General features: G+C 64.2%; 26 protein-coding genes. 8 read left to right on the forward strand and 18 right to left on the reverse strand.

The features are described 5' to 3' along the window. Complete coding sequence (gene scpA / locus ACFC2Y_RS13575) at positions 1–2,130, reverse strand: methylmalonyl-CoA mutase (RefSeq protein WP_375175671.1); 2,130 nt, start codon at positions 2,128–2,130, stop codon at positions 1–3. Further along, on the reverse strand, positions 2,093–3,109 hold the full coding sequence (locus ACFC2Y_RS13580) for a hypothetical protein (protein WP_375186447.1): 1,017 nt from the start codon (positions 3,107–3,109) through the stop codon (positions 2,093–2,095). The genes scpA and ACFC2Y_RS13580 overlap by 38 nt, the downstream gene beginning before the upstream one ends. A 132-nt stretch (positions 3,110–3,241) precedes the next feature. Between ACFC2Y_RS13580 and ACFC2Y_RS13585 the strand changes: the two genes are divergently transcribed. Continuing rightward, positions 3,242–3,763, forward strand: a complete 522-nt coding sequence (locus tag ACFC2Y_RS13585; RefSeq protein WP_375175669.1) for a DUF4174 domain-containing protein — start codon at positions 3,242–3,244, stop codon at positions 3,761–3,763. A 241-nt stretch (positions 3,764–4,004) separates the two neighbouring features. Here ACFC2Y_RS13585 and ACFC2Y_RS13590 read toward each other — a convergent pair whose 3' ends face one another. The 8 genes from ACFC2Y_RS13590 to ACFC2Y_RS13625 all read right to left on the reverse strand — a co-directional run bounded on the left by ACFC2Y_RS13590 (position 4,005) and on the right by ACFC2Y_RS13625 (position 10,714). Next, a complete protein-coding gene (locus ACFC2Y_RS13590; RefSeq protein ID WP_375175668.1) occupies positions 4,005–4,799 on the reverse strand; it encodes a hypothetical protein in 795 nt (264 codons plus the stop codon). Positions 4,800–4,803: 4 nt separating this feature from the next. After that, positions 4,804–6,849 carry a biotin carboxylase N-terminal domain-containing protein gene (locus ACFC2Y_RS13595; protein WP_375175667.1) on the reverse strand — a complete coding sequence of 682 codons (2,046 nt, stop codon included), beginning with the start codon at positions 6,847–6,849 and terminating at the stop codon, positions 4,804–4,806. A 146-nt stretch (positions 6,850–6,995) separates the two neighbouring features. Further along, positions 6,996–7,214 carry a hypothetical protein gene (locus ACFC2Y_RS13600; protein WP_375175666.1) on the reverse strand — a complete coding sequence of 73 codons (219 nt, stop codon included), beginning with the start codon at positions 7,212–7,214 and terminating at the stop codon, positions 6,996–6,998. Between the two features lie 385 nt (positions 7,215–7,599). Beyond that, the gene (locus ACFC2Y_RS13605; RefSeq protein ID WP_375175665.1) at positions 7,600–7,986 is read right to left on the reverse strand and encodes a hypothetical protein; all 387 of its coding nucleotides are present in this window, start codon (positions 7,984–7,986) and stop codon (positions 7,600–7,602) included. Positions 7,987–8,073: 87 nt separating this feature from the next. Next, positions 8,074–8,208: a hypothetical protein gene (locus tag ACFC2Y_RS13610; protein ID WP_375175664.1), complete on the reverse strand. Its 135-nt coding sequence runs from the start codon at positions 8,206–8,208 to the stop codon at positions 8,074–8,076. A 211-nt stretch (positions 8,209–8,419) separates the two neighbouring features. Continuing rightward, positions 8,420–8,821: a DUF6497 family protein gene (locus tag ACFC2Y_RS13615; protein ID WP_375175663.1), complete on the reverse strand. Its 402-nt coding sequence runs from the start codon at positions 8,819–8,821 to the stop codon at positions 8,420–8,422. Next, complete coding sequence (locus ACFC2Y_RS13620; RefSeq protein ID WP_375175662.1) at positions 8,818–9,165, reverse strand: hypothetical protein; 348 nt, start codon at positions 9,163–9,165, stop codon at positions 8,818–8,820. The genes ACFC2Y_RS13615 and ACFC2Y_RS13620 overlap by 4 nt, the downstream gene beginning before the upstream one ends. Positions 9,166–9,181: 16 nt before the next feature. Continuing rightward, positions 9,182–10,714 (reverse strand): acyl-CoA carboxylase subunit beta, encoded by a 1,533-nt coding sequence (locus tag ACFC2Y_RS13625; RefSeq protein ID WP_375175661.1) that lies wholly within the window; start codon positions 10,712–10,714, stop codon positions 9,182–9,184. Between the two features lie 214 nt (positions 10,715–10,928). Here ACFC2Y_RS13625 and ACFC2Y_RS13630 point away from each other — a divergent pair, with 214 nt between their 5' ends. Both ACFC2Y_RS13630 and ACFC2Y_RS13635 read left to right on the forward strand, forming a co-directional pair. Then, positions 10,929–12,143 carry a multidrug effflux MFS transporter gene (locus tag ACFC2Y_RS13630; protein ID WP_375175660.1) on the forward strand — a complete coding sequence of 405 codons (1,215 nt, stop codon included), beginning with the start codon at positions 10,929–10,931 and terminating at the stop codon, positions 12,141–12,143. Between the two features lie 74 nt (positions 12,144–12,217). Continuing rightward, positions 12,218–13,618: a short-chain fatty acyl-CoA regulator family protein gene (locus ACFC2Y_RS13635; RefSeq protein WP_375175659.1), complete on the forward strand. Its 1,401-nt coding sequence runs from the start codon at positions 12,218–12,220 to the stop codon at positions 13,616–13,618. 9 nt (positions 13,619–13,627) lie between these two features. On the opposite strand, the gene ACFC2Y_RS13640 is transcribed toward ACFC2Y_RS13635, so the two are convergent. Next, on the reverse strand, positions 13,628–13,867 hold the full coding sequence (locus ACFC2Y_RS13640) for a YdcH family protein (RefSeq protein ID WP_375175658.1): 240 nt from the start codon (positions 13,865–13,867) through the stop codon (positions 13,628–13,630). A gap of 221 nt (positions 13,868–14,088) precedes the next feature. Here ACFC2Y_RS13640 and ACFC2Y_RS13645 point away from each other — a divergent pair, with 221 nt between their 5' ends. Continuing rightward, positions 14,089–14,880: an SDR family oxidoreductase gene (locus ACFC2Y_RS13645; RefSeq protein WP_375175657.1), complete on the forward strand. Its 792-nt coding sequence runs from the start codon at positions 14,089–14,091 to the stop codon at positions 14,878–14,880. A 177-nt stretch (positions 14,881–15,057) separates the two neighbouring features. On the opposite strand, the gene ACFC2Y_RS13650 is transcribed toward ACFC2Y_RS13645, so the two are convergent. Further along, entirely contained in the window at positions 15,058–15,732 is a 675-nt protein-coding gene (locus tag ACFC2Y_RS13650; RefSeq protein ID WP_375175656.1) for a helix-turn-helix transcriptional regulator, read from the reverse strand. Between the two features lie 70 nt (positions 15,733–15,802). Between ACFC2Y_RS13650 and ACFC2Y_RS13655 the strand changes: the two genes are divergently transcribed. Then, the gene (locus tag ACFC2Y_RS13655) at positions 15,803–16,414 is read left to right on the forward strand and encodes a glutathione S-transferase family protein (RefSeq protein WP_375175655.1); all 612 of its coding nucleotides are present in this window, start codon (positions 15,803–15,805) and stop codon (positions 16,412–16,414) included. On the opposite strand, the gene ACFC2Y_RS13660 is transcribed toward ACFC2Y_RS13655, so the two are convergent. Continuing rightward, positions 16,411–16,977, reverse strand: coding sequence for a hemerythrin domain-containing protein (locus tag ACFC2Y_RS13660; RefSeq protein WP_375186147.1), 567 nt, complete (start codon positions 16,975–16,977; stop codon positions 16,411–16,413). The genes ACFC2Y_RS13655 and ACFC2Y_RS13660 overlap by 4 nt on opposite strands. Before the next feature lie 16 nt (positions 16,978–16,993). Beyond that, the gene (locus ACFC2Y_RS13665) at positions 16,994–17,902 is read right to left on the reverse strand and encodes a DMT family transporter (RefSeq protein ID WP_375175653.1); all 909 of its coding nucleotides are present in this window, start codon (positions 17,900–17,902) and stop codon (positions 16,994–16,996) included. A 179-nt stretch (positions 17,903–18,081) separates the two neighbouring features. On the opposite strand from ACFC2Y_RS13665, the gene ACFC2Y_RS13670 reads away from it, so the two are divergent. Next, positions 18,082–18,678, forward strand: coding sequence for a hypothetical protein (locus tag ACFC2Y_RS13670; protein WP_375175652.1), 597 nt, complete (start codon positions 18,082–18,084; stop codon positions 18,676–18,678). Between the two features lie 136 nt (positions 18,679–18,814). On the opposite strand, the gene ACFC2Y_RS13675 is transcribed toward ACFC2Y_RS13670, so the two are convergent. Continuing rightward, on the reverse strand, positions 18,815–19,414 hold the full coding sequence (locus tag ACFC2Y_RS13675) for a LysE/ArgO family amino acid transporter (RefSeq protein ID WP_375175651.1): 600 nt from the start codon (positions 19,412–19,414) through the stop codon (positions 18,815–18,817). A 163-nt stretch (positions 19,415–19,577) separates the two neighbouring features. Between ACFC2Y_RS13675 and ACFC2Y_RS13680 the strand changes: the two genes are divergently transcribed. Further along, positions 19,578–20,291, forward strand: a complete 714-nt coding sequence (locus ACFC2Y_RS13680; protein WP_375175650.1) for a dienelactone hydrolase family protein — start codon at positions 19,578–19,580, stop codon at positions 20,289–20,291. Positions 20,292–20,294: 3 nt separating this feature from the next. On the opposite strand, the gene ACFC2Y_RS13685 is transcribed toward ACFC2Y_RS13680, so the two are convergent. Both ACFC2Y_RS13685 and ACFC2Y_RS13690 read right to left on the reverse strand, forming a co-directional pair. Further along, positions 20,295–22,067, reverse strand: a complete 1,773-nt coding sequence (locus ACFC2Y_RS13685) for an SLC13 family permease (protein WP_375175649.1) — start codon at positions 22,065–22,067, stop codon at positions 20,295–20,297. 44 nt (positions 22,068–22,111) lie between these two features. After that, entirely contained in the window at positions 22,112–22,726 is a 615-nt protein-coding gene (locus ACFC2Y_RS13690; RefSeq protein WP_375175648.1) for a MarC family protein, read from the reverse strand. Positions 22,727–22,873: 147 nt separating this feature from the next. On the opposite strand from ACFC2Y_RS13690, the gene ACFC2Y_RS13695 reads away from it, so the two are divergent. After that, positions 22,874–23,614 (forward strand): YebC/PmpR family DNA-binding transcriptional regulator, encoded by a 741-nt coding sequence (locus ACFC2Y_RS13695; RefSeq protein ID WP_375175647.1) that lies wholly within the window; start codon positions 22,874–22,876, stop codon positions 23,612–23,614. A gap of 201 nt (positions 23,615–23,815) precedes the next feature. Here the strand turns inward: ACFC2Y_RS13695 and ACFC2Y_RS13700 are convergent, their stop codons facing one another. Beyond that, positions 23,816–25,591 (reverse strand): SLC13 family permease, encoded by a 1,776-nt coding sequence (locus ACFC2Y_RS13700; protein WP_375175708.1) that lies wholly within the window; start codon positions 25,589–25,591, stop codon positions 23,816–23,818. Between the last annotated feature and the right edge of the window lie 23 nt (positions 25,592–25,614).

Genomic DNA, 25,614 nt, shown 5'->3' on the forward strand with positions numbered 1-25,614 from the left:
TCAGCCGCGCGTTTGGCGGATAAGCTTAAGGATATCGGCGGCGGCGGCCGGGATATTGGTGCCCGGACCGAAAATCGCCTTCACCCCGGCCTTCTTCAGGAAATCGTAATCCTGCTGCGGGATAACCCCGCCGCAGATGACGAGGATGTCGCCCGCGTCCTTTTCCTTCAGCGCCTCGATCAGCTGCGGGGCGAGGGTCTTGTGACCTGCCGCCTGGGACGAAATGCCCACAACGTGCACGTCATTGTCGATGGCGTCCTGCGCGGCCTCTTCCGGCGTCTGGAACAGTGGGCCGACATCCACGTCAAACCCGATGTCGGCAAAGGCGGTGGCGATGACCTTGGCCCCGCGGTCATGGCCGTCCTGGCCCATCTTGACGACCAGAAGGCGAGGGCGGCGGCCCTCTTCCTCGGCGAAGGCCTCGATGTCCTTCTGGATTGCGGCAAAGCCCTCGTCGCCCTCGTAGGCCGCGCCATAGACGCCTGCCAGGGTCTTCACCTCGGCCCGGTGACGGCCGAATTCCTTCTCCATTGCCATGCTGATTTCCCCTACGGTGGCGCGGGCGCGGGCGGCTTCGACCGCCGCTTCCAATAGATTGCCGCCCTCTTTGGCGCGGCGGGTCAGTTCGTCCAGCGCCTTTGTGCAGGCGTCCTCGTCCCGCTCGGCGCGGATGCGTTCCAGTGCCCTCACCTGGCTTTCGCGCACCTTGACGTTGTCGACGTCCAGAATGTCGATCGGATCTTCCTTGTCCTTGCGGTACTTGTTGACGCCGACGATCACCTCCTCGCCGCGGTCGATCATGGCCTGACGGCGGGCCGCCGACTCCTCGATCCGCAGCTTGGGCATGCCGGAGGCGACGGCCTTGGTCATGCCGCCCATCTCCTCGACCTCCTGCATCAGCTCCCAAGCCTTGTTGATCAACTCGTCCGTCAGGCTCTCGATGTAGTAGGAGCCCGCCAGCGGATCGACGACCTTGGTCACCTGCGTCTCCTCCTGCAGGATCAGCTGCGTGTTCCGGGCGATCCGGGCCGAGAAGTCGGTCGGCAGGGCGATGGCTTCATCCAGCGCGTTGGTGTGCAGAGACTGGGTGCCGCCCAGAACCGCGCTCATCGCCTCGTAGGCGGTGCGGATGACGTTGTTGTAAGGGTCCTGTTCCTGCAGCGACACGCCGGAGGTCTGGCAGTGCGTCCGTAGGACCTTGGATTTCTCCTGCTGCGCCCCGAACTCGGTCATGACGCGGTGCCAGAGGGTTCGCGCGGCGCGCAGCTTGGCGATTTCCATGAAGAAATTCATGCCGATGGCGAAGAAGAACGACAGGCGGCCGGCGAACTTGTCGACATCCATGCCCGCTTCGATCGCGGCCTTCACGTATTCGCGGCCGTCGGCCAGCGTGTAAGCGAGCTCCTGCACCAGGTTCGCGCCGGCCTCCTGCATATGGTAGCCGGAGATCGAGATGGAATTGAACTTCGGCATCTCGTTCGAGGTGTATTCGATGATGTCGGAAATGATCTTCATCGAGGGCTGGGGCGGATAGATATAGGTGTTCCGCACCATGAATTCCTTGAGGATGTCGTTCTGGATCGTGCCCGCCAGAAGCGACTTGTCATGCCCCTGCTCTTCGCCCGTCACGATGAAAGAGGCGAGGATCGGGATTACCGCGCCGTTCATCGTCATGGAGACGGAAACCTTGTCGAGCGGGATGCCGTCGAAGAGGATCTTCATGTCCTCGACGCTGTCGATCGCCACACCGGCCTTGCCGACATCGCCGACCACGCGGGGGTGGTCGCTGTCATATCCGCGGTGCGTGGCGAGGTCGAAGGCGACCGAGACACCCTGCTGACCGGCGGCGAGGTTGCGGCGGTAGAAGGCGTTGGATTCCTCGGCCGTGGAGAAGCCAGCATACTGGCGGATCGTCCAGGGGCGGCCCGCGTACATCGTCGCCTTGGGGCCGCGGGTAAACGGCGCCTGACCGGGGATGGAGCCCATGTGGCCCAGCCCCTCGGTGTCCTCTTCTGTATAGAGCGGCTTGACGGTGATCCCCTCAAGCGTTTCCCAGTCCAGTGCGGAGAGCGGCTTGCCCCGCAGCTCCTTCTCAGCGAGAGCCGACCATTCGTCTTTCTTCGATGCCATTGTCATGTCCTCTTCCAATAAGCCCGGGCGGCAGGTGATATCCCGCTCTCTCCGGCTGGTGTTTCATCCCTGGTGTACGGCGGCCGGGTAGGCGGTAGGTCGCAATGCCCCCGCCACCCGCGGCCAGCCAGAATTCGTCGTCCTGCCATGCCTCCGCCAGCATGGCGCGCTGATCCGCGTCGAAGGGCTGCCAGCGCCCCGTCCCTGCAGGAATGGCGGATGTGTCGGCGCCCCGCCCGTCCAGCGCCGCGCGCAGCTCGTCCCGGTCAGGCGCGGCGTTCAGCTGCAGATCGCCGTGGAACTGCGGCGGTTTGATCGCCCCCGCCGTCATCTCTTCAAGCGTCGCCCGGGGCGTGGTCCCGAAGGGCAGCACCCGCAGCTCCGCCCCCTGACAGGCCGCGACGTCGCGCGCTATGTCGCGCCAGCCCCGGGCGCTGCGCGTGATCCTGTCACGCTGCGCGGCGGAGGGGACAGTATGACCCCGCTGCACGGCATAGGCCATGGCCGAGGGCCAGTAGCGATGTTGCGGGCGGACCGTCATGACCACCCTGTCAATGCGATGGTCGAAGGCGCGGGCCACCCGTTCCATCCGTTCGGCGGCCTGGGGGTAAAGACGGGCGCTGCGCAGGTTGTGCGCGGGCAGGCCCAGCAAGTTTTCCTCGCTGACAATCAGGCGACTGATCCCGGTCTTTTCCAAGCGCGTCAGCGCCTGCGCGATGTGGCAGCGCAGCGTATCCATGTCGGGGGCGGAGGCATCGTTTCGCGGAAGCAAACCGGCCAGGAGCCCTGCCCGGGTTTTCCGGGGGCCCCAGAAGGCCAGGCGCTGGCGGCGCAGTACTGTCGCGTTCTGGCGCATGTAGTGTTGAAAGCTGGTCGTAGCGGTGCGATGTGCACCGACATGCAGGATGATCTCCATGGTCCGGGCCCTTCTGTGCCGCGCGATCCGAGGTCGGCGGGTGTCGATGATGGCGCGCATCATGCCCCCTGACCTCTGACGAACTGCTTAACGGCGCGAATGGCGGCGGTGTCACCTTTGCGACAAATCGGGTCAGCAAGGATGACGAAACCAGTATTACCCCCTATATCGGTAGGAACGGAGGCCCCACGATACATGCGCAAGCTCTTGACCTGTCTGCTACTTCTCGGTTCCGCGCCCCTCGCCGCGCAGGAGGCCGCGTCCGCCCCGACGCCCACGATGGAAGCGGAGGCTGCCACGCCCGGAGAGACCACGGGGGAGAGCCAACCGGCCGATGAGGCGACGGATGGTATCTTTCTTGACGTGGTGCCGGAGACGCTGGACGAGCTCCGCTGGCTCAAACGGGTGGTCGCGGTCTTTGCCGACAGCCCGAACGATCCCAACTTCCGCCGCCAGATGGCGGCGCTGCAGGACCGGCCCGCGGAACTGGCGGTGCGGGATGTCGTCGTCGTGACAGACACGGATCCGGCCGCGCAAAGCGCCTTGCGCCAGACCTTTCGGCCGCGTGGGTTCATGATGGTCCTGATCGGCAAGGATGGCCAGATCAAGCTGCGCAAACCGCAGCCTTGGGACGTGCGGGAAATCTCCCGCGCCATCGACAAGACGCCGCTGCGCCAGCAGGAACTGCGGGACCTGGGCCAGAGGGGCGGGAGATAGGACAGCCTCCGACCGGCCGAGGGTTTATGACGACCCGTGCGGCGGGGATCCTGCAGCGGCCTCAGCGCGTTATCCTTGTATTCAGGGGTTTGAAAGCATATTCTCACCCCACCAACAGCAAGAGTGCAGGCCAATGAATACGGTGAACCTCGATCCGCGCGACGCGGCGAAGGACGAAGAGAACCCCCTGATCTGAAGACGGGGGCCTTCAACGGCATGTCTGCTGCTGACGTCATGACCGTCATCTCGAGGGCTCCTCGAGATGACCAAATGCCTGACCATCCAATTCGACCAGTGCCTTGCTGCAGGCCTTCGGAACCTGTGCCTGAATGGTCATGTAACGGATGATGGCATCCCGCTTGCGATCCTGCGGCAAACCGCGGAATTCGGGAGTTCGCACAGACGCTTCAATCCGCTCAAGACGGTCCAGAACATGGAAGAGATTCTGCACTTTGATGATCTGATCGTCGTGCAAGATCTCGATTTCGGCCATGACCCGTTTCAAGGTCGAGAAATCGTGGCCGTAAAGGATGAACGGTTCGTAGGTGGCGTCTGCTGCAAACTTCGCTTTCACATCATCCAGCACGCGATCCAGAGACTGCGTCAGGAGGTTTGAAAACTTCAGGATGTTCTCGATCTCTGCGATGAGCGCGCCGATCATGTCCTCTCGCCGGTCATGCGCTTCCTGAGCACGTCGCATTTCCTGTGTCAGGAACGTGACCAGCCAACCGGCAACCGCAATCGTCGCGGCGATCAAGGCCCCGAGCGTCCAGCGGTCGAGATCCGGAATCGAGACCAGCGCAATCACGACCAGAACAACAACCACCGCGACGGGCAGCAGAATCTGGACCGTTCGCACCAGAACCCGCCTCAGCAGCTTGGGCACGAGCAGCGAATGCACGATCAGAAGCACGATCGCGCCGGAAGCGGCCGCGCCGATCTGTCGATAGCGGTCCGCGACACCGCTATCCGTCGCGACCAGAAGTCCTATGACCGCCAGGATCACTCCGAGGCTTATGAAGCCGTCGCGGTTCATAGCGTCATTCGAACTCCATGATCACTTCGTCGACCGCTAGGCTGTCGCCCGGGCCCGCGTTGATCTTGGTGACCACGCCCTTCTTCTCGGCGCGCAGGATGTTTTCCATCTTCATCGCCTCGATGGTGCAGAGCGCCTGACCCTCCTGGACCTCCTGCCCCTCTTCCACGTCGATCTTCACGACGAGGCCCGGCATCGGGCAGAGCAGCAGTTTCGAGGTGTCGAGCGGCAGTTTTTCCGGCATCAGGCGCGCCAGTTCGGCATGGCGGGGCGAGCGGACGTGGACCTTGAGATCGGCCCCGCGCGAGCGGATGCGGAAGCCACCGGAGATCTTGCCGACCTTGAGCACAAGCGGCGCGCCGTCGACCGTCATCTGGGCCAGTTGGTCGCCCGGCGTCCAATTGCCTTCAACCCGGTGCGAGGACCCGTCGGAGAAGCGCACGGTGGAGCCCGACGGGTCGGCGTCGATGGTCGTTTCGAATTCCGCGCCCTGAAGCGTGACGACCCAGTCCTCACCGACATGGCGTTCGTGGTTGTCCATCCGGCCAGACACACGGGTCCGCCGGATTTCGGCGACCCGGTTCATGGCGGCGCTGGCGGCAGCGATGCGTTTCAGCGCGGGTTCGTCCAGGTCCACCCCTTCGAAACCCTCGGGATATTGTTCGGCGATGAAGGCGGTGGTCATCTCGCCGTCGATGAAGATCGGGTGATCCATCACGGCGGCGACGAAGGGCAGGTTGTGGCCGATGCCTTCGACCTCGAAGGTATCCAGCGCGACGCGCATCGCCTCGATCGCCTCGGCCCGGGTCGGGGCCCATGTGCAGAGCTTGGCGATCATCGGGTCGTAGTACATCGAAATCTCGCCGCCCTCGTAGACGCCGGTATCGTTGCGCACGGCCGTCTCGCCCTTGGGCGCATCGCCCTGCCATTTACCGTTCTCCAGCAGCGGGCCGGCGGCGATCTCCGCCGGGGGGCGATAGCGGGACAGACGGCCGATGGAGGGCAGAAAGCCGCGATAGGGGTCCTCGGCATAGAGCCGGTTCTCGATGGCCCAGCCGGTCAGGGTCACGTCATCCTGCGTCATCGTCAGCTCTTCGCCGTTCGCGACGCGGATCATCTGTTCGACCAGATCGACACCGGTGATCAGTTCGGTCACCGGGTGTTCCACCTGCAGGCGGGTGTTCATTTCGAGGAAGTAGAAGTTCTTCTCGCCGTCGACGATGAATTCCACGGTCCCGGCGCTGGCGTAGCCCACGGCCTTGGCCAGCGCGACGGCCTGTTCGCCCATGGCCTTGCGGGTTTCCTCGTCTAGGAAGGGGCTCGGCGCCTCTTCGACCACCTTCTGGTTGCGGCGCTGGATCGAACATTCGCGCTCGCCCAGGTAGATGCCGTTGCCGTGGCTGTCGCAAAGCACCTGGATCTCGATATGCCGGGGCTGCGTCACGAACTTTTCGATGAAGATCCGGTCGTCGCCGAAGGAGTTTGCGGCCTCGTTCTTCGACGACTGGAAGCCTTCGCGCGCCTCCTGGTCATCCCAGGCGATCCGCATCCCCTTCCCGCCACCGCCGGCGGAGGCCTTGATCATCACGGGATAGCCGATCTCCTTGGAGATCTTCACCGCCTCGTCGGCGTCCTCGATCAGGCCCATGTAGCCGGGGACGGTGCTGACGCCTGCCTCCTGCGCGATCTTCTTGGAGGTGATCTTGTCGCCCATGGCCTCGATCGCCTTGACCGGCGGGCCGATGAAGGCCACGTCGGCCGCTTCGAGCGCTTCGGCGAATTTCGAATTCTCCGAAAGGAAGCCGTAGCCGGGGTGAACCGCCTGCGCGCCCGAGGCCTTGATCGCCTCCATGACCTTGTCGATCACGATATAGGACTGGTTCGCCGGGGGCGGCCCGATGTGCACGGCCTCGTCCGCCATGGCGACGTGCAGCGCATTCTTGTCGGCGTCAGAGTAAATGGCCACGGTCTTGATGCCCATCTTACGCGCAGTCTTGATGACGCGGCAGGCAATCTCGCCCCGGTTGGCGATCAGGATTTTGTCGAACATGTCAGTCCCTCTTCGGTTCTTGGCCCGGTTCTTGGCTCCGGATGGTCCGGGGCATCGTACAACGCGAAAACCCCGTGGCAGCGGTGCTGCTACGGGGTTTCACAGGTTTATGGACCGTCAGGCGAACCTGACGGATATGGTTCAGATCAGTTGACCGACCGGCACTTGCCGGGGTTGGTCTGGCAGTAGGCGACGTTGGCTGCCGCGCCGACAATGGCGCCGGTGCCGGCATTACCGCCGGTGACAGCTGCGCCGCCGATCCCGGCCGCGCCGCCCACGAGGGCCTGTTCGCCGACCGTGTCGCCGCAGGCCGCAAGCGCGCCAAGGGCAAGGGTCGCAACGAGTGTGATTTTTGCTCTGCGCATCGTTCCGTTACTCCTCGATTAATGCGTGTCCACTGAATAACACGCAGTTTCAGGGAATGTTCCAGCGTTCTTGTGGCACAGGCAGAAAAGCGCCCAAACTCACGCAGTTGTGAAAGGTCGGTGCGAGATGTGGGAAAAAGGGCGGGCGGCCTGATCTTGGGGACATCAGACCGCCCGATTGGGGAAGGGTAACGATAGTGACACATCGCGATCCGGGTCGGGAAAGACCCATTGGCGACAGAGTTGATGCTGACGCAAATTTCTGAAACCGCAAATGCCTCGCGTGCCGCGGCGGGATTCTGAGCCAGATTTCGCGCAATTCCGAAATGAATGGGCGAAAACATGCTCAACGCATGAGTGTGGGCATGGGTGTGGCGCAGGCCGGTCATTCCCAGCCCTCCTCGTCCTCGGGCTCGTCCGGATCGACCGGATCGAAAATCTGCGGGAAGGAGCGGCGGGCGACAGCCTCGTCGATCTGCAGCAGGGCGTCGTAGTCGGCGGGATCAAAGGGGTCTTCAGCCGGGATGACTTCGCGCCCGAACAGCCAGGAAAGGCGGCCGGCATCCAGGTTGCCGCGCTCGAACGGGTCTGCACCGAAATGCTCCCACAGCGCGGCCATGAAGCCCTCGTCTGCCCGGCGGTCGGCAGGTCGGCGGTCGCGATAGCGTTCGCGACGCGTGATCGGCGTGACCCCCTTGGGGTTGGCGCGACGGATTGTGAACTGGAAGTCCGTGCCGGTCAGGCGACCCGGGAACCCGCGATGCTTCAGCATGGGCACGCCCCCAAGGATAGGGCCGCGCCAGGGTCGCAAAGGGGGCGGGAATGCGGGGCGGGCCCTAGGGCCGCGCCCCGAAAAGTCTTACTTGTACTTGCCGGTGTAAACCGGTTCGGTCGAGATCGGTTGGACTTCGACGTATTCCGGCTCGGGCTGGGCACAAGCAGCCGCGAAGGCCATGAGGCCCATTGCGGCGACGATTTTGATGCTCTTGGACATCTGCTACTCCTGTTTGGTCTGCCAAGTGAACTGGCCCCGGATTGCTCCGAGGTCCGCCCAAATGTAGGCGCGTCTTGGGAAACGCCTAGTCTGACCATAGCGCAATCTGTCCTGATTTCATACGAATACCGGCGGGGGTCCGCCGCCTGTGACGGGAAAGCCGCAACCTGACGCAAGGCCGCGACGGGTCGCGCAACATCTTGTGGAAGCATCAAAAGCCCTCCCAAATGCAGGCCCCGTCCTCGAGGCGGAAGGCCTCGAAAAACTGGGGGATTTCGGGTGCGGTGGTGCCGAATTCGACCGGTGCCGCCGCGATGGATATCACCGCCTGCGAGGCGGGCGCGCGGGTGACGGTGCGATAGGTCACCGCCTCGCTTTCGCAGAGCGCGGCGAAATCGTCCTGGATCCGGTCATACTGATCGCGGGTGATCCCCGGCGCGACATAGCGAAAGCGCAGCCAGACAGAGCCATCGGGCTGCGTCTCTTCGAGCACCTCAAGCAGGGTCATGGCGATACCCGAGGGCACGGCGAGGGGCTCCTCCTGCCCCCACACCGTGGTCGCGGCGGCGCAGAACGCCCCCAGGGCCGCGACTTTTGTCCACTGCCCCCTCATGTCCGCCGCCTCGCATGGGCCAGCCACCGCTGCCGGTTGGACGGGCTGTCCAGAACCATGGCGATCCGGTCCGCCGCCCCGCCTGTGGGACCGGCACAGCGTCCGCCGGCCTCGACCGCGATTGCAGCGCCAGCTTGAGCGACCCGCACCACCGGCGAAAATCCGCGCAACCGCTGCAGCGCCCGCCAGATGTCCTGACGGATCTGATGCGCCAGCGCGGTCAGCGACACGGGATGCGGCGCAGCGAAGCGGGCGGTCACGGCCAGATCGAACCGCACCGGCAGCTGCCGGGCGATCGTGACCGCGCTGTCCTCGCGCAGGATATGCCAACGGGGGTTCGTCACACTGCGGTCCTGCGGGTCAAAGCGGAATGTTGTCGTGCTTTTTCCACGGATTGCTGAGCTTCTTGTTGCGCAGCGAGGCAAAGGCCCGGGCGACCCGGCGACGGGTCGAACGCGGCTGGATCACCTCGTCGATGAAGCCCTTTTCGGCCGCGACGAAGGGGTTGGCGAAACGGTCCTCGTAGTTCTGGGTCCGCGCCGCGATCTTTTCGGCATCGCCCAGTTCCGAGCGGTAGAGGATCTCGACCGCACCCTTGGCCCCCATCACCGCGATTTCAGCCGTGGGCCATGCGTAGTTGAAATCACCACGCAGGTGCTTGGACGCCATCACGTCATAGGCGCCGCCATAGGCCTTGCGGGTGATGACCGTGACCTTGGGCACCGTCGCCTCGCCATAGGCGAAGAGCAGTTTCGCGCCGTGCTTGATCACGCCGCCATATTCCTGGCCGGTACCGGGCAGAAAGCCGGGGACGTCGACGAAGGTCAGGATCGGGATCTCGAAGGCATCGCAGAACCGGACAAAGCGCGCGGCCTTGCGGGAGCTGTCGATGTCGAGACACCCAGCCAGCACCATCGGCTGGTTGGCCACCACGCCAACCGTCTGCCCCTCCAGCCGGATGAAGCCGGTGATGATGTTCTTCGCGAAGTCTTCCTGGATCTCGTAGAAATCGCCCTCGTCCGCGACCTTCAGGATCAGTTCCTTCATGTCGTAGGGGGAGTTCGCGTTTTCGGGGATCAGCGTGTCGAGGCTCGACTCGATGCGGTCCGGCGCGTCAAAGAAGGGGCGCACGGGCGGCTTTTCGCGGTTGTTGAGCGGCAGGAAGTCGACGAGGCGGCGGACCTCGGCCAGCGCCTCCACGTCATTTTCGAAGGCACCATCCGCGACCGAAGATTTCTTGGTGTGGGTGGATGCGCCGCCCAGCTCCTCGGCCGTCACGACCTCGTTCGTGACAGTCTTCACCACGTCCGGGCCGGTCACGAACATGTAGGAGCTGTCCTTCACCATGAAGATGAAGTCGGTCATGGCGGGCGAATAAACCGCACCGCCCGCACAGGGCCCCATGATGACCGAAATCTGCGGCACGACGCCGGAGGCCATAATATTGCGCTGGAACACGTCCGCATAGCCGGCGAGGGAGGCGACGCCCTCCTGGATGCGAGCGCCGCCGGAGTCGTTCAGGCCGATGACGGGTGCGCCGTTCTGGATCGCCATGTCCATGATCTTGCAGATTTTCTGGGCGTGTGTTTCAGAGAGCGAGCCGCCGAAGACGGTGAAATCCTGGCTGAAGACATAAACCATGCGGCCATTGATCGTGCCCCAGCCCGTGACGACGCCGTCGCCATAGGGGCGGTCCTTTTCCATATCGAAATCGGTGCAGCGGTGCGCAACGAACATGTCGAATTCTTCGAAACTGTCAGCATCAAGAAGCAGCTCGATCCGTTCCCGCGCCGTCAGTTTGCCCTTTGCGTGCTGGCTGTCGATCCGTTTCTGGCCGCCACCCAGGCGGGCCGCTTCCCGGCGGTCATGGAGTTCCTGGATAATGTCTTTCATGGGGCTGTCTCCTCTTGACGGGCCATAAGGCCCCGGCCAATCTTCGGGGACCATACGGAGTTCGCCGGGAAGACCAAAGGGGAATCCGGCAAATTTGCAAACATTTGGCAGCGGCTGCATTGCTAATTGCAAAGCAGCAAAGAACATCCCGGAGTTGCAGGAATTACATGACCTCCGCATGGACTTTGCTCCGCGCCGGGCCTAGCTGTCACGGATGGCCATGACCGAAACATCCAAATACCTGCGGCACGACAGTCCGCCGCATCTGACGACGCTGATCCTGCTGTCGTCGATGACCGCGCTGGCGATGAACATCTTCCTGCCGTCGTTGCCCAGCATGGCCGAGTATTTCGATGCGCCCTATCGCTATGTGCAGTTGTCTGTCGCGGTCTTTCTGGCCACCAATGGCATCCTGCAGCTGTTCGTCGGACCGATGGCGGACAAGTTCGGACGTCGCCCTGTGATCCTGTGGGGGTTGGGCCTCTTCTGTCTCTCGACCCTGGGCTGCATCTACGCCCCGAACATCGGGCTCTTTCTGCTGTTCCGGTCCTTCCAGGCGACGGCGGCCGTGGCCATGGTGCTGTCGAGGGCGGTGGTGCGGGACATGTATTCGGCGGACAAGGCGGCGTCGATGCTGGGCTATGTGGTGATGGGCATGTCCATCGTGCCGATGATCGCCCCGGCCATCGGCGGCGTGCTGGACGAGGCCTTCGGCTGGAAATCGACATTCTGGGTGCTCTTCGGCTTTGGCGTGCTTGTCTTCACCATCGTCTGGTTCGACCTTGGCGAGACGGGCAAGCCCAGTTCGCTGACGCTGGTCGGGCAGTTCCGGGAGTATCCGGAGCTCTTCGCCTCGCCACGCTTCTGGGGGTATTGCCTGGCCACCGCGTTTTCCTCCGGCGCCTTCTTCGCCTTCCTCGGCGGCGCGCCTTTTGTCGCCAGCAATGTCTTCAACATGAGCCCGGCGGAGTTCGGCTATTTCACCGGCGCCCCGGCGATCGGCTATTTCCTCGGCAATTGGTTGACCGGCCTTTATGCGACCCGGGTCGGGGTGAACCCCATGATCCTGATTGGGGCGATCATCACCTCGGCCGGGCTGGCGATCTCCCTTGCGCTGTCCTACGCGGGGATGAGCGGGCCGTTCGTCTTCTTCGGCTTCATGACGCTGGTCGGGCTGGGCAATGGGCTGGTGATCCCCTCGGGAACGTCGGGCATGCTGTCGGTGCGGCCGCATCTGGCCGGTACGGCGTCCGGGCTGGGTGGGTCGATCCAGATCCTGGGCGGCGCGGCACTTTCGGCTTTTGCAGGCGCGATGCTAACACCGGGCACGGGGGAATTTCCGCTGATCTGGATCATGCTGGGCACCTCTGTCGCAGGGTTCCTGGCCATCCTCGTGGTGATCTGGCGCGAGAAACAGCTGGCCCGATAAGCGCTTGTTAACACGGCTTTGCAAAGTTACCTGTGATGGTATTGTAGAATTGCAAAGTCGAGGGACCTGCGTCGATGGCAACCAAGAAGCTCTATGCCGGCGCAAAGCTGCGTGAGACGCGTCAGAAACTTGGCCTGACCCAGAAGGAATTCGCCGCGAAACTTGGCGTCTCCCTGCCCTACCTCAACCAGATGGAGAACAATAACAGGCCGGTCTCTACGACCGTGGTCCTGGCCCTGGCGCAGGAATTCGGCTTTGACGTGACGGAACTGTCGACGGGGGATAGCGAGCGGCTGGTTTCGGACATGAGGGAGGCAATGGCGGACCCGATCCTGGCCGATGTGGCGCCGCCGCTGGCTGATTTGCGGCTGACCGCGTCGAACGCCCCGGCCCTGGCCCGCACCTTCATCCACCTGCACCGCGCCTACCGCCAGACGCATGAGCGGCTGGCCTCCCTCGACGAGGCCCTGGGGCGCGAGGACGCGCGCACCCTGCCCTCGCCCTGGGACGAGGTGCGGGATTTCTTCCATTACTGCGACAATTACATCGACGCCGTGGACCGCGCGGCAGAAAACTTCGCCTCGCCAGCCATGCCGGAAAAGAACATCCGGGTCCGAGCGGTCTCGCAACTGGGTAACGAGGGGGTGTCGGTGGATTTCGCCGATACCAAATCCCTGCGTCGTTATGATCCCGAGACGCGGCGGTTGACCCTGTCCCGCCGCGCCGCGCCGGAGACGCAGACCTTTCAACTGCTGCTGCAGGTCGCTTTGCTGCAACATGACAAACTGCTGGAGGCGACGCTGGACTTTGCAAAGTTCCAGTCCGACGCCGCCCGCTCCATCGCCAAGATTGGTCTGGCAAACTACTTTGCCGGGGCCGCGCTCATGCCCTATGGCGCCTTTCTGGATGCGGCGCGGGAGGTGCGACACGATGTGGAGGTGCTGGCCCTGCGCTTTGGCGCCTCGATCGAGCAGGTGGCGCATCGGTTGTCGACCCTGCAACGGCCGGGGGCCAAAGGGGTTCCGTTTTTCTTCGTCCGGGTGGATCAGGCCGGGACGATCACCAAGCGGCATTCCGCGACGCGTCTGCAATTCGCGCGGTTCGGCGGGGCCTGCCCGTTGTGGAACGTGCACCGCGCCTTTGAAACGCCCGGCCGTTTCCTGCGGCAACTGGCGGAAACGCCGGACGGGGTGCGTTATATCTCCATCGCGCGGGACGTGTCCAAGCCCGGCGGGTCCTGGGGCGCCCCGGACCGGCGGTTCGCCATCGCGCTTGGCTGCGAGGTTACCCATGCCCCGGCGCTGGTCTATGCCGATGATCTGGACCTGTCGCAGCCCGGGACATTCGAACCGATCGGCATTTCCTGCCGCATCTGCGAACGCGAGCATTGCCATCAGCGGTCCGTTCCGCCGCTGGAGCGGCGGTTGACCATTGATGTCAACGAACGGGGCACCCTGCCCTATGATGTAGGCTGAAACCCGGGGTCAGTTCGTCCGAAGGGCGCTGTAGATATTGTCCTTCAGGGCCGCGCGCTGCTTGCGAAGGTCGATCATCGCCAGGTCTTCCATCGGTTCGACATTCGTCTCCGCCCGGTGAATCCGGCGGTTCAGCGCATGGTACTCCTCGGTCATCCGCGCGAAATGCGCATCGACCTGTTTCAGCGTGCTGATGGTTTCGGCGTGGCCGGGGAAGTCGTCGTGAAGCTCGTGAGGCGTATGTGCCATAGGTGCGTCCTTTCCTGTCGTCTTGGCCCCATTCAAGATCGAGTCGCCGTGCGCGGCTTTGACCGGGATCAAATTGCATGGTGTCTTGGGCTGGTTTCACGCGGCTTTCTCCGGGAATGGGCCCGCCTCTGTCGGGAGGGCGGTCCGATGGTCCCATGGTTTCGCCTTGACCCTCGCCGCAACACATGCGGAATATGTTTCCGCATATCGGGAGGATTACCATGAATATCAGCACGCTATTTTCGCTTGAGGGCAAGGTTGCGGTCATCACCGGGGGCTCTCGCGGGATCGGCAAGCATTTCGCCCGCGCCTTCATCGAGGCCGGCTGCGCCAAGGTCTATATCACCGCGCGCAAGGCGCAGGCCTGCGTCGACACGGCAGAGGAGCTGGGGCCGAAGTGTATCGCCCTGCCGCATGACCTCTCCACGCTCGAAGGGATCGACGCCTTTGTCGCCGACCTCGCCAGCCACGAGGATCACATCGACATCCTGATCAATAATGCCGGGGCGGCCTGGGGCGAGGAGTACCTGCAGTTCTCGGAAGCAGGCTGGGACAAGACGATGGACCTGAACCTGAAGTCCCCGTTCTTCCTGACCCAGAAGCTGCACGGCATGCTCAAAAAGAACGCCACTGCGGAGGAGCCGTCGAAAGTGATCAACATCGCCTCCATCGACGGGTTGCGGCTGAACCCGTGGGAGACCTATGCCTACCATGCCTCAAAATCCGGGCTGATCTACCTGACGCGGCGCGTCGCCGCGAAGGTGCTGGAAGACAACATCCTGGTGAATTGCATCGCGCCGGGGGCCTTTGCGTCGGACATGAACCGCGCGGCGCGGGATCACGGGGACGAGGTGGCAAAGCGCATCCCGCTCAAGCGGATCGGGAACGGCGAGGATATCTCGGCCGCGGCGATCTATCTGGCGGCCCGGTCGGGGAATTACGTGGTGGGTCAGACGATTGCCGTGGACGGCGGGCTTGTCTGGGCCATGATCGGGTCGTCGATCGACGCGTAAGGCCCCGGGGTCGGCGGGGTAGATGGGTCCGGAGGACCCATCCTACGGGTGACCCCGAGCGGAATTGGGCGAGCGGGGCCTTCCCACACGACCGGCCCCAACCGGCCCTTGTAGGATGGGTCCTCCGGACCCATCTGACCCGCGCAAACCCGCCCAACGACGGCACCGCCATCCGGTTCACGACCCGCGAAACGCCCGCAATAGCGCCACCCGCCGGGGGCGAAAGCTGCCCTCTCCTATCTCCGCATGTTCCATCCCGGAGAGGTGGAACACCCGGTAATCCATCCGCATCCGGCAATGCGCCAGCAGCATCAGCGACTGTTCGCCATAGGAAATCGCCAGCGGCCAGATCTCCCGCTCCGTCACACGGTCCTGCAGGTCGCGATAGCGGATGCGCAGGCTGCGTTCCTCCCAGCAGGCATCGCGGATCAGGTCCATGTCGACCGTCACCTTCGGGCGGGGACCGGAGGGGCGCCAGGCGTGCAGGGCGGTGTGCATGGCCTGCCGCGCCTGCCGGTCCGGCAGGGTGGCCACGATCCGCGCCACTGCGCTGCGCCCGGCCTTGGTCAGGGTCTCGTCGCCCATCTGCTCCAGCCCGCTCAGCGCCAGCATCAGCGCCTCGATCTCCATCCGGTCGAAGCTCTGCGGCGGCAGGGCGGGATCCTCGGTCAGCGTATAGCCCACCCCCGGCGCGCCATCGATCAATGCCCCGCCCGCGCGCAGCGTGGCGATGTCCCGGTACAGCTGGCGGAGGGAGACGTCGGTTTCCGCCGCCAGTTGCCCGGCCGTCACCGGTTGCGGCAGGCGGCGGATCACATCCATCAGGCGCATCAGGCGATCGGTCCGGGCCATGTCACATCCTGCCGTAAATTGTCAGCATACCCAGACTAATCTCCGGCCATCGCAATTGAAAGGACTGCCGATGCCCATCCTCTACCACGCCCCGTTTAGCCGATCCTCCACCGTGGCGGCCCTCGTATACGAACTGGACGCGCCGGAGATCGAAATCCGCCAGGTTTCCGTCACCCGTCAGGGCGGCAAGGGCGGCCCCGACCCGGCCAACCCGCATCCCGAGAAAAAGGTGCCCTTCCTCGTCGACGGGGCGGAGGAGGTGCGCGAGCGTGCCGCGATCATGACCTATCTGACGGATGCCTATCCCAAGGCCGGACTGGGGCCCCTGCCCGGTGAGGCCGGGCGCGGCGCTTATCTGTCATGGTTGTCTTATTACCAGGGCGTGATGGAGCCGCTGATTCTGCTGTGGTTTTCCAAGCTCTCCGCCCCCGCCTTTGCAGACTCGCTGCGGGATATGGAGACAATGTACCGGCACCTCGAAGACACGCTCGCACAGGGCCCATGGCTGCTTGGCGAGAGGTTCACGGCCGCCGATCTGCTGTGCAGCTCACCCTTTGGCTGGGTGCCGGGGCTGGGCGAAGGTCACCCGGTGATCGAGGATTGGGTCAAGCGTTGTTCCGAACGCCCCTCCATGCGCCGCGTGGCCGAGGAGGACGCCCGCGCCATGGCCGAGGCCGGTTAACCCAGGGCCGCGCCATATTCGAGGATGACGGGGACCACGAGGTCCTCTTCATCCTCAAGGTGGCGGTGCAGGAAGGTCCGGAAGGCCCGTTGCGCCTCCAGCAGCTCGCGGGCCTCCCGCTCGTCATCCTCTCCGGCGGCGATGCGTTGCAGGACGGCATTGGTCGAGGCCGCCAGAGCATGGATATGCCCGTCCAGAGCATGGTGATCCCGGTCGAGAATCTCGAATCCCCGCTCCAGCCGCCGGTCCAGCGGGATGAACTGGGGAAAGTAGTGGTGATCCTCGATCTGGTGGTGCCCGTGCAGCTGGTTGAGATAGGTGGAGGTGTAGTGCTGCATCTCCCGGCCGTAGTTCGGGTTGGCCCCGTCAAGCCGCTTTTCCGATCCCTCCACAAGCAGGTCGTTCAACTGGCGGAACATGGCGTGCCGCTCCAGCCAGAAGGCGGTGAGGTCATTGAAATTCGGATGGCCCCGCCATTCCGTGCGGGGATAGAGATCGGCGAGCACCCGCAGGTGTTCCGGCAATCCCTTGCGGATATCGAGGGCGAGAGGGTCGTCCGTCACAGGCTTAACCACGGGCTCAATCCATTTTCTGCGGCGGCACCGGCGGGGTGATATGCCGCCGTTTCAACACCGACTCCCGCCAGGTGATGAAGCTGATCGCGCTGATGATCATCACGCCGCCAACGATGACATAGGGGTCCACCGGTTCATTGAACAGGATCGCCCCGAGGGAGACCGCCCACACCAACTGCAGGAAGGTCACCGGCTGGGTAACAGTGATGGGCGCGGCCTGAAAGCCCTTGGTCATCAAGTAATGGCCCGCGGTGGCGAAAATCGCCGTCCCGAAGAGAACCAGCATCTGGAACGGCGCGGGCGTGACCCAGACCGGTGCGGCCATCGGCGCCAGGCCGATCGTCACCCCGACAGACAACATGGTAACTACGATCACGGGGTTGGTTTCCTCCGACAGGCACTTGGCTACCAGGAAGGAGCCAGCGAAAACCACCGCTGCAATCATCATCGCCATGTGGCCCGGCCCGATTTCGCGAAACCCCGGCCGCAGGATGATCGCCGCTCCGATCAGGGCGACGACGATGGCCATGATCCGGCGGAACGCCAGCTTTTCGCCCATGAAGAGTGCTGCGCCGATCGTCACATAGATGGGCGAGAGGTAGTTCATCGCGGTCACATCGGCCAGCGGGATCGTCGCCATGGCAAAGAACCACAGCGCCACCCCGACCGCATGAAGGACGCTCCGCAGAGTGAAGAGCAGCCATTGCCGCCGTGTCAGCCGGATCGCCATGATCTGACGAATGGCGGGCACCAGTAGGACAAGGCCCAGGGCGTAACGGAGAAAGGCCATCTCGGCCGCAGGCATGACGGGACCGAGGTATTTGACCAGCACATTGACGCCGACAAAGAGGATCCCGGCCCCGAAGGTCCAGAGTATGCCCTCAACGGGCCGTGAATTGAATGCTGATGTCATGTATTCTGGGTGACATGTTCGGGGGGGAAGGGCAAGGGGGATGTGTGGGGAGGGCGCGGTTGTCTCCGGCGTCGCGCGGACCGGCAAAAAACTTGGGAAAGTTTTGAACCTTTTTCTCGCCCGACACGACACATGAACAGAAAAACGGTCAACGCACGCAGGAACGCAAAGGAAACCCAATGCCCAAAATCGACGGAATCTCCTATCCCGATGGCATCAAGGCCATGCTCAAGGACAGAAAGATCGGCCCTTTGTACAGGGACTTTTTGGACAAGAGATTATGCGAAGAGATCTATGTCTTCCTCGAGGAGACCGCGTCCAAGCGCGATCCTAAGTCGCAGTATAAGATATTCTTCACCTCGAGGGGAAAGTACGCGATCAATGTCGAAGGACCGACGTTGGCCAAAGCCAAGGTCCTCGGCGAGAAACAAGACTGGAAATCGAAGGAATGGAAGAAGATTTACGACGACGCCGAAGAATACATCGTGAAACTGGCCAAAGGCGAACACGACAGCAAGTTCTACGAGACTGACCCGGCCTTCAAAGAGCATCACGCCTTCATGCTGGAAAAGCACATTCTCAAAATGAAATACCCCACTCTGCTCGCCGACCTGAACACCGACGACAAGAAGGCTGTCGCGAATGTTGCGGCACTTCTGAAGGCCGACAAGAGGGCTGGTGAAAAGGCGGTCAAGATCTTCACGAAGAAGACCAAGGGCGCTCCCCCGCCGCGGGAAACGAAGAGCAAGATCATGAAGTTCTTCAGAATCAGATGATCTTGCGGCGAGGGGGAGGCGGCACCGGCGGAGGCCCTCGGTGCCCGCCCCCCTACTGCCGACTGCAATCAGGTGAGTGGCGGCGCGGTCCGTCCGGCAGGCCCATGCGCCGAGCTTGGCCAGATCACACGCCCCCTCACCAAATCAGCCCCACCCCGATTGCCGTCATGACCAGCGCCATCGCCAGGTCCAGCACGCGCCAGGCGGCGGGGCGGCGGAAGATCGGGGCCAACAATCGTGCACCATAACCGAGCGCCGTGAAGAAAACGGCGGAGGCGCAGGTGCCGCCAAGGGCGAAGGACAGCTTGTCCTCGTATCCGGTCGATACTGCGCCCATCAGCGCCAGCGTATCGAGGTAGACATGCGGGTTGGCCCATGTGAGCAGCAGGCAGGTCACCACGGCCGCGCGCAGGCTCAAGCCCCCCTGCCCCTCGGCAGAGAGCTGTTCGCCGCCCCGCCAGGCGTTGCGAACCGACAGCGCCGCATAGGCAAAGAGGAAAGCCGCCCCGCCATAGCGCATCGCCTCCGCCAACCAGGGGAGCCGGGCGGTGAGCGTGCCGAAGCCCGCCACCCCCGCCATGATCAGCGCGGCGTCGGATATGGCGCAGACCGCCACCACCGCGCCCACATGTTCGCGGCGCAGGCCCTGACGCAGTACGAAGGCATTCTGCGCCCCGATCGCGACGATCAGGGACAGGCCAAGCCCGAAGGCGGCAAAGAAGGTGGCAAGGTCCATGGCGTGTCCGTCTTTGGTCGGATGTCATCGGGGCGTCTTCAGGTCGGGCGACTGTTTCACCGGCATCGCCAAAGCGCAATCGCGCAATCGGCGGGTGCGGGAGAGAGGGCGATTGACCGGCCGGACGGCAGAGGTCAGTCTGCCGCCAACCAAGGAGGACCCCATGCCGAGCGGAACTGCATATCCCTATGACGCCGAAGGCACAGCCTGCATCGGCTATCTCGCCCTGCCCGACGGGGAGGGGCCCTTTCCGGGAATCCTCGTCTCCCCGGCCTTTGGCGGGCTGTCGGACATGGACCGCGCGACATGCGATCGACTGGCCGCCGAGGGCTATGTCGCACTGGGCGTCGACTACTACTCCGACGGGCGGCACTCGACGGACCGGGCGCAGGCGGCGGAGTGGATGGCGGAGTTGCAGGGAAACCGCCCCCTGCTGGCCGTGCGGATGCAGGCGGCGCTGCGCACCCTGCGGGAGGTGCCGCAGACCGGCGCGCGGATCGGCGCCATGGGCTATTGCTTCGGCGGCAAGTCGGTGCTCGACCTCGCCCGCTCCGGCGCGCAGTTCGATGCGGGAGTGACACTGCACGGGGTCTATGACGCCCCGCCCGAAGGATCGCAGAAGATGACCCCCGCGCTGCTGATCTGCGACGGATGGGATGACAGCCTCTGCCCGCCCGAGGCCAAGGTGGCGCTGGCGGCGGAGCTGACCGCGCATTGCGACGACTGGCAGATGCTGGCATTTGGCCATACCGGCCACGCCTTCACCAATCCGAAGGCCGCCGTGGGCAATGGCTTCGGCTATTCGGCCTCCGCGGACAGGCGATCCTGGCGGGCTTTGACGGGGTTCTTCGACGAGGTTCTGCGGCCGGAGGGATAGCCCCTACAGCGGCCAGAACACCAGGATCGACGGGATCGACACGGCGATCACGATGATCTCCAGTGGCAGCCCCATGCGCCAGTAATCGCCAAAGCGGTACCCACCCGGGCCGAGGATCAACGTATTGTTCTTGTGTCCGATCGGGGTCAGGAAGGCCGAGGAGGCCGCGACCGCCACAGCCATCAGGAACGGGTCCGGCGAGACGCCCAGCCGGTCCGCCATCTGGATGCCGATCGGCGCGGCGACGATGGCCGTGGCGGTGTTGTTCAGCACATCCGACAGCGACATGGTGACCACCATCAGCGCCGTCAGGATCGCCCAGGCAGGCCAGCCATCGGTTACCCAGATCAGCCAGTCCGCGATCAGCGAGGTGCCGCCGGATGACTCCAGCGCCTGGCCGAGCGGGATCATGGAGCCGAGCAGCACCACCACCGGCCATTCCACGTGATCGTAAAGCTCCCGCAGGGGAATGACCCGCATCAGCACATAGGCGATCACGACGAGGCCGAGGGCGATGGCAAGATCCAGGAGGCCGACACTGGCGAGGGCGACCGCCCCTGCAAACAGCCCGATGGCCGCCCAGGTCTTGGTATCCTGTGTCACCGCAAGGCCACGGTCCGCCAGGGTCAGGCAGCCCAGCCAGTCCGCCACATCCGGCCCGGTGTCCTTCTGCACCAGAAGCAACAGGATGTCGCCCGGCTGCGCCACCGTCTTGCGCACCTGCGAGGTGATGCGCCGCCCCTGGCGGGAGATCCCCAGCAGCACCGCGCGCTGCCGCCAGGACAGGCCGATGGCCTGGGCGGTCTTGCCCGCGATGCGGCTCTCATGGCTGACCACCAGCTCCAGAATGTCCAGGCCCTCACTATCGGCCTTCAGCAGCTCTTCGCGCCGGTCATCGGAAAAGTTCAGCGACAGGGCGGCCCGGAATTCGTCCAACGCTTCGGGCGTGGCCTCCAGCACCAGGGCGTCGCCCTCCTGCAGCACGTTGTTACGCGCATTGCCGTAAAGGCGCTTGCCCTCCCGGATCAGACCGATGATGGCCACATCGGCCTTGTCCGCGGTCTCGGTCAGCTCGCCGACGCGCTTGCCAATCTGCTTGTTGCCTTCCGGCACGGTCAGTTCGGCGACATAGTTGGCCAGATCGGACTGGCGCACCACCGCATCCTCCCGCACCGGGATCAGCCGCCAGCCGATCAGCGCCACGAAGATCAGGCCGACAATGGCCGTGATCCCGCCGACCGGGGCGAAATCGAACATGCGATAGCTTTCGCCCAGGCTGTCATTGCGGATCGTCGCGATGATGATGTTGGGCGGGGTGCCGATCAGCGTGGCCATGCCGCCCAGGATGGTCGCGAAACTCAGCGGCATGAGCGACAGGCCCGGCGCGCGTCCGGCCTTGCGCGCGGTCTGGATGTCGACCGGCATCAAGAGCGCCAGGGCCGCAACATTGTTCATGAAGGCCGAAAGCACGCCGCCGATCCCGCCCATCAGGACGATATGGCCGCCCAGGCGGCGCGAGCTGTCCACCAGTGTCCGGGTGATCAGGTAAACCGCCCCGGACCGCACCAGTCCCGCCGAGACGATCAGGACAAGCGCCACGATCAGCGTCGCCTCATGGCCGAATCCGACGAAGGCGTCGTGTGGGTCCACAGCCCCCAGGACCACCGCCACCATCAGCGCGCCGAAAGCCACGATATCATAGCGCCACCGCCCCCAGAGGAGGAGAGCAAAGACCGCGCCGAAGATGGAAAACAGGATGATCTGATCTGTCGTCATGGCGCCAATCTAACGCGGGATTTCACAAAGGACAGGGGCGCGTTTCAGGCGCCCGCAATCAGGACCTGCACGGCCTCGATCACATTGTCGACGGCGACGGCGGCCAGGACCATGCCCATGACCCGGCTGACAATCGCGGCGCCACTGCGCCGGATCACCCGCAGGATCGGTGCGGCCAGCAGCATGCAAAGCAGCGCAAAGGCCAGAACCACCAGCATGACCGCAGCGGTCACCGCCTGCTCGGGCACGGAAAAGCGGTTGTTGTCCGTCAAAAGCACGATGGCGAGCATGGCCCCCGGCGAGGCCAGAGAGGGCACGGCGAGCGGGAAGATCGCCGGCATCCCCTCGCCCCGCTCCTGGGTGGCCCCCGCCCCGTTGGTCGGCTGGCCGAAAATCATCGTCAGCGCGAAGAGAAAGAGGATCAAGCCCCCTGCGATCTGGAAGGCCGGCAGGGATATGCCGAGCGCGTCGATCAGGAACTGCCCCAGGACCAGGAAGAACCCCAGCACCAGCGCGGCGACCCCCGCAGCCTGCAAGGCGGTGCGGCGCAAGGCCTCCGGGGCCATGCCCGCGGTGACGGCGACAAAGACGGGGATGGTGCCGATCGGGTCGATGACGACCCAGAGCACGACGAATTGTTCGAATATCGGGGCGGGCATGGGGCCTTTTTCTATGATGAAGTCGGGGGGCGTCACAGGCAGATAGCGCGCCTTGCCGACAAGGTCCAACAGCTACCCGCTTGCCTGCCCCCCGACCGGTGAACTATAGAGCAGCGGACCAATTTCCGGGCAATCGAAGGGGACTCCATGGCCGGCCATTCAAAATGGGCAAACATCCAGCACCGCAAGGGCCGTCAGGATGCCGCGCGGTCGAAACTGTTTTCCAAGCTGTCGAAGGAAATCACCGTCGCAGCCAAGATGGGTGACCCCGACCCCGACAAGAACCCGCGCCTGCGCCTGGCGGTGAAGGAAGCCAAGTCGAACTCCGTCCCCAAGGATGTGATCGACCGCGCGATCAAGAAATCGCAGGCGGGCGAAGGCGACGATTACGAAGAGATCCGCTATGAGGGCTACGGACCTAACGGCGTGGCGGTGATCGTCGAGGCGATGACCGACAACCGCAACCGCACCGCCTCCAACGTGCGGTCCACCTTCACCAAGAACGGCGGCAACCTGGGCGAGACCGGGTCGGTCGGCTTCATGTTCGACCGCAAGGGCGAGGTCTCCTACCCGGCGGATGTGGCCGATGCAGATACGGTGATGATGGCGGCGATCGAGGCCGGGGCCGAAGATGTCGAAAGCTCCGAGGACGGGCATTTCATCTACTGCGCCGACACCGATCTGAACGAGGTCTCCTCCGCGCTGGAGGCGGAGCTGGGCGAGTCGGAGTCGACCAAGCTGATCTGGAAGCCGACCACGACGACGGAACTGGACCTGGAGAGCATGCAGAAGCTGATGAAGCTGGTCGATGCGCTGGAGGACGATGACGACGTCCAGCGGGTCACGACCAATTTCGAGGCCAGCGACGAGGTCATGGCGCAGCTCTGACCGCCTTCGCCTTTCTGAAATCCGAAACGCCGGGCCAGGGGTCCGGCGTTTTCCATTCTGCTGTCCCGCTCTAGGCTCCGCCCCGGGCGGCGCGCGCCTCTCCCCGGGAAAGTGCCGACAAAAAAACCCGCGCCCTTGTTTCTCTTTGCCCGAAATATCCCGGGAGGTCCGGAGGGCAGCGCCCTCCGGCGGTGGCAGGTGTCACATCGGCCAGATCAGCGGGATCACGGCAGAGACGATCAACCCCATGGAGAGGTTCAGCGGAATGCCGATCTTCATGAAGTCGGTGAAGCGATAGCCGCCGGGGCCATAGACCATCATGTTGGTCTGATAGCCGATCGGCGTCGCGAAACTGGCGGAGGCGGCCACCATGACCGCGACGACCAGGGGCCGGGGGTCGATGCCGGCGGCCTGGGCCAGACCGATGGCAATCGGGGTGACCACGACGGCAACGGCGTTGTTGGAGACAAGTTCCGTCAGGACCGAGGTCAGCAGATAGATCGCCCAGACGATGAAGAAGGGCGAGAGGCCCATCAACAGCGGGGCGATGGCGTTGACGATCAGCTCCACCGCACCGGAGTGCTCCAACGCCGCGCCGACGGCAAGCATGGCAAAGATCATGGCCAGCAGCCGCCCCTCGACGAAGGAGAAGGCCTCGTCCGCGTCGATGCATCGGGTCAGCAGGACAACCGCCACAGCCAAGAAAGTCATCAGGAAGATCGGCGCGACGCCCAGGCCCGCCAGGGCGACGATGGCGATCAGCGCGACGATGGCGATCGGCGCATGGCCCCGGCGGAAGGCGCGGGCGGCGGGCTGGGTCACGTCGACCATCTCCATCTCGGCCGACAGGCGGCGGATGTCCTCCGGCGCGCCTTCCAGCAGCAGGGTGTCGCCGACGCGGACCACGGTTTCGTCCAGTTGACGGCCGATGTTCTGGTTCCGGCGGTGCACGGCCAGCACGTAGACCCCGTAACGGCGCCGCAGGCGGAGCGAGCCGAGCTGCCGCCCTACCATGCGACAGCCGGGGGCGATCAGCGCCTCGACCGTGGTGGTTTCCACGGCGGAGATCTGGTCGACGCGTTTCAGGCTCTTAGTGGCCTGCAGGCTCAGCAGTTCGGTGATCTGGCTGCGCAGCACCACGATATCGCCGACCTGCAGCACCACGTCCTTGAGGTTGCGGCGCAGCGAGACATCGCCGCGCACCACGTCGATCAGGCGCACGCCCTCCCGTTTGAAGAGCTGGACGGAAAGGACCTCACGCCCGACGAGGTTGGATTCGGGGGGGATGACCGCCTCGGTGAAGAACTTCATCCGCGAGCGGTCCGACAGCATGTCGGCCATGCTGTCCCGGTCGGGCAGCAGCCAGCGGCCCACGACATAAAGGTAAGTCATCCCCCAGAGCACAACGACCAGGCCGATCGGTGTGACCTCGAAGATCGAGAAAGCCGGCAGGCCCCGGGCCTGGGCCACACCATCCACCAGCAGGTTGGTCGAGGTGCCGATCAAGGTCAGCGTGCCGCCCATGATCGCCGCATAGGACAGCGGGATCAGCAGGCGTGAGGCGTTGATGCCGAGGCTGCGCGCCAGTTGCACGAAGACCGGGATCATCACGACCACGACGGGGGTGTTGGCGACGATGGCGGAGGCGACGATGACAAAGGCCATCAGCGCGGCAATCGCCAACTTGGGTCGATGCGTGCGGCGGGTTGCCATCTGGGTGAAGGCGTCCAGCGCCCCGGTGCGCACCAGCGCGCCCATAACGATGAACATCGCGGCGATGGTCCAGGGCGCGGGGTTGGCCAGGACCGGCAACGCGGCCTCGTAGGGCAACAGGCCCAGCACCAGCAGGACGGCCACCCCGGCGATGGCCACGACCTCCGTCGGGTAGACCTCGCGCACGAAGAGGAGGAACATCGCCCCGACGACGGCAAGGGTCAGAACGGCCGAACCGGTCTGCGAAAGTCCGAGTAGCTGGATCACCTGATCGCTCCTGTCCCCGG

The sequence above is a fragment of the Pseudooceanicola sp. genome (genome assembly GCF_041987405.1).
Lineage (GTDB): Bacteria > Pseudomonadota > Alphaproteobacteria > Rhodobacterales > Rhodobacteraceae > Pseudooceanicola.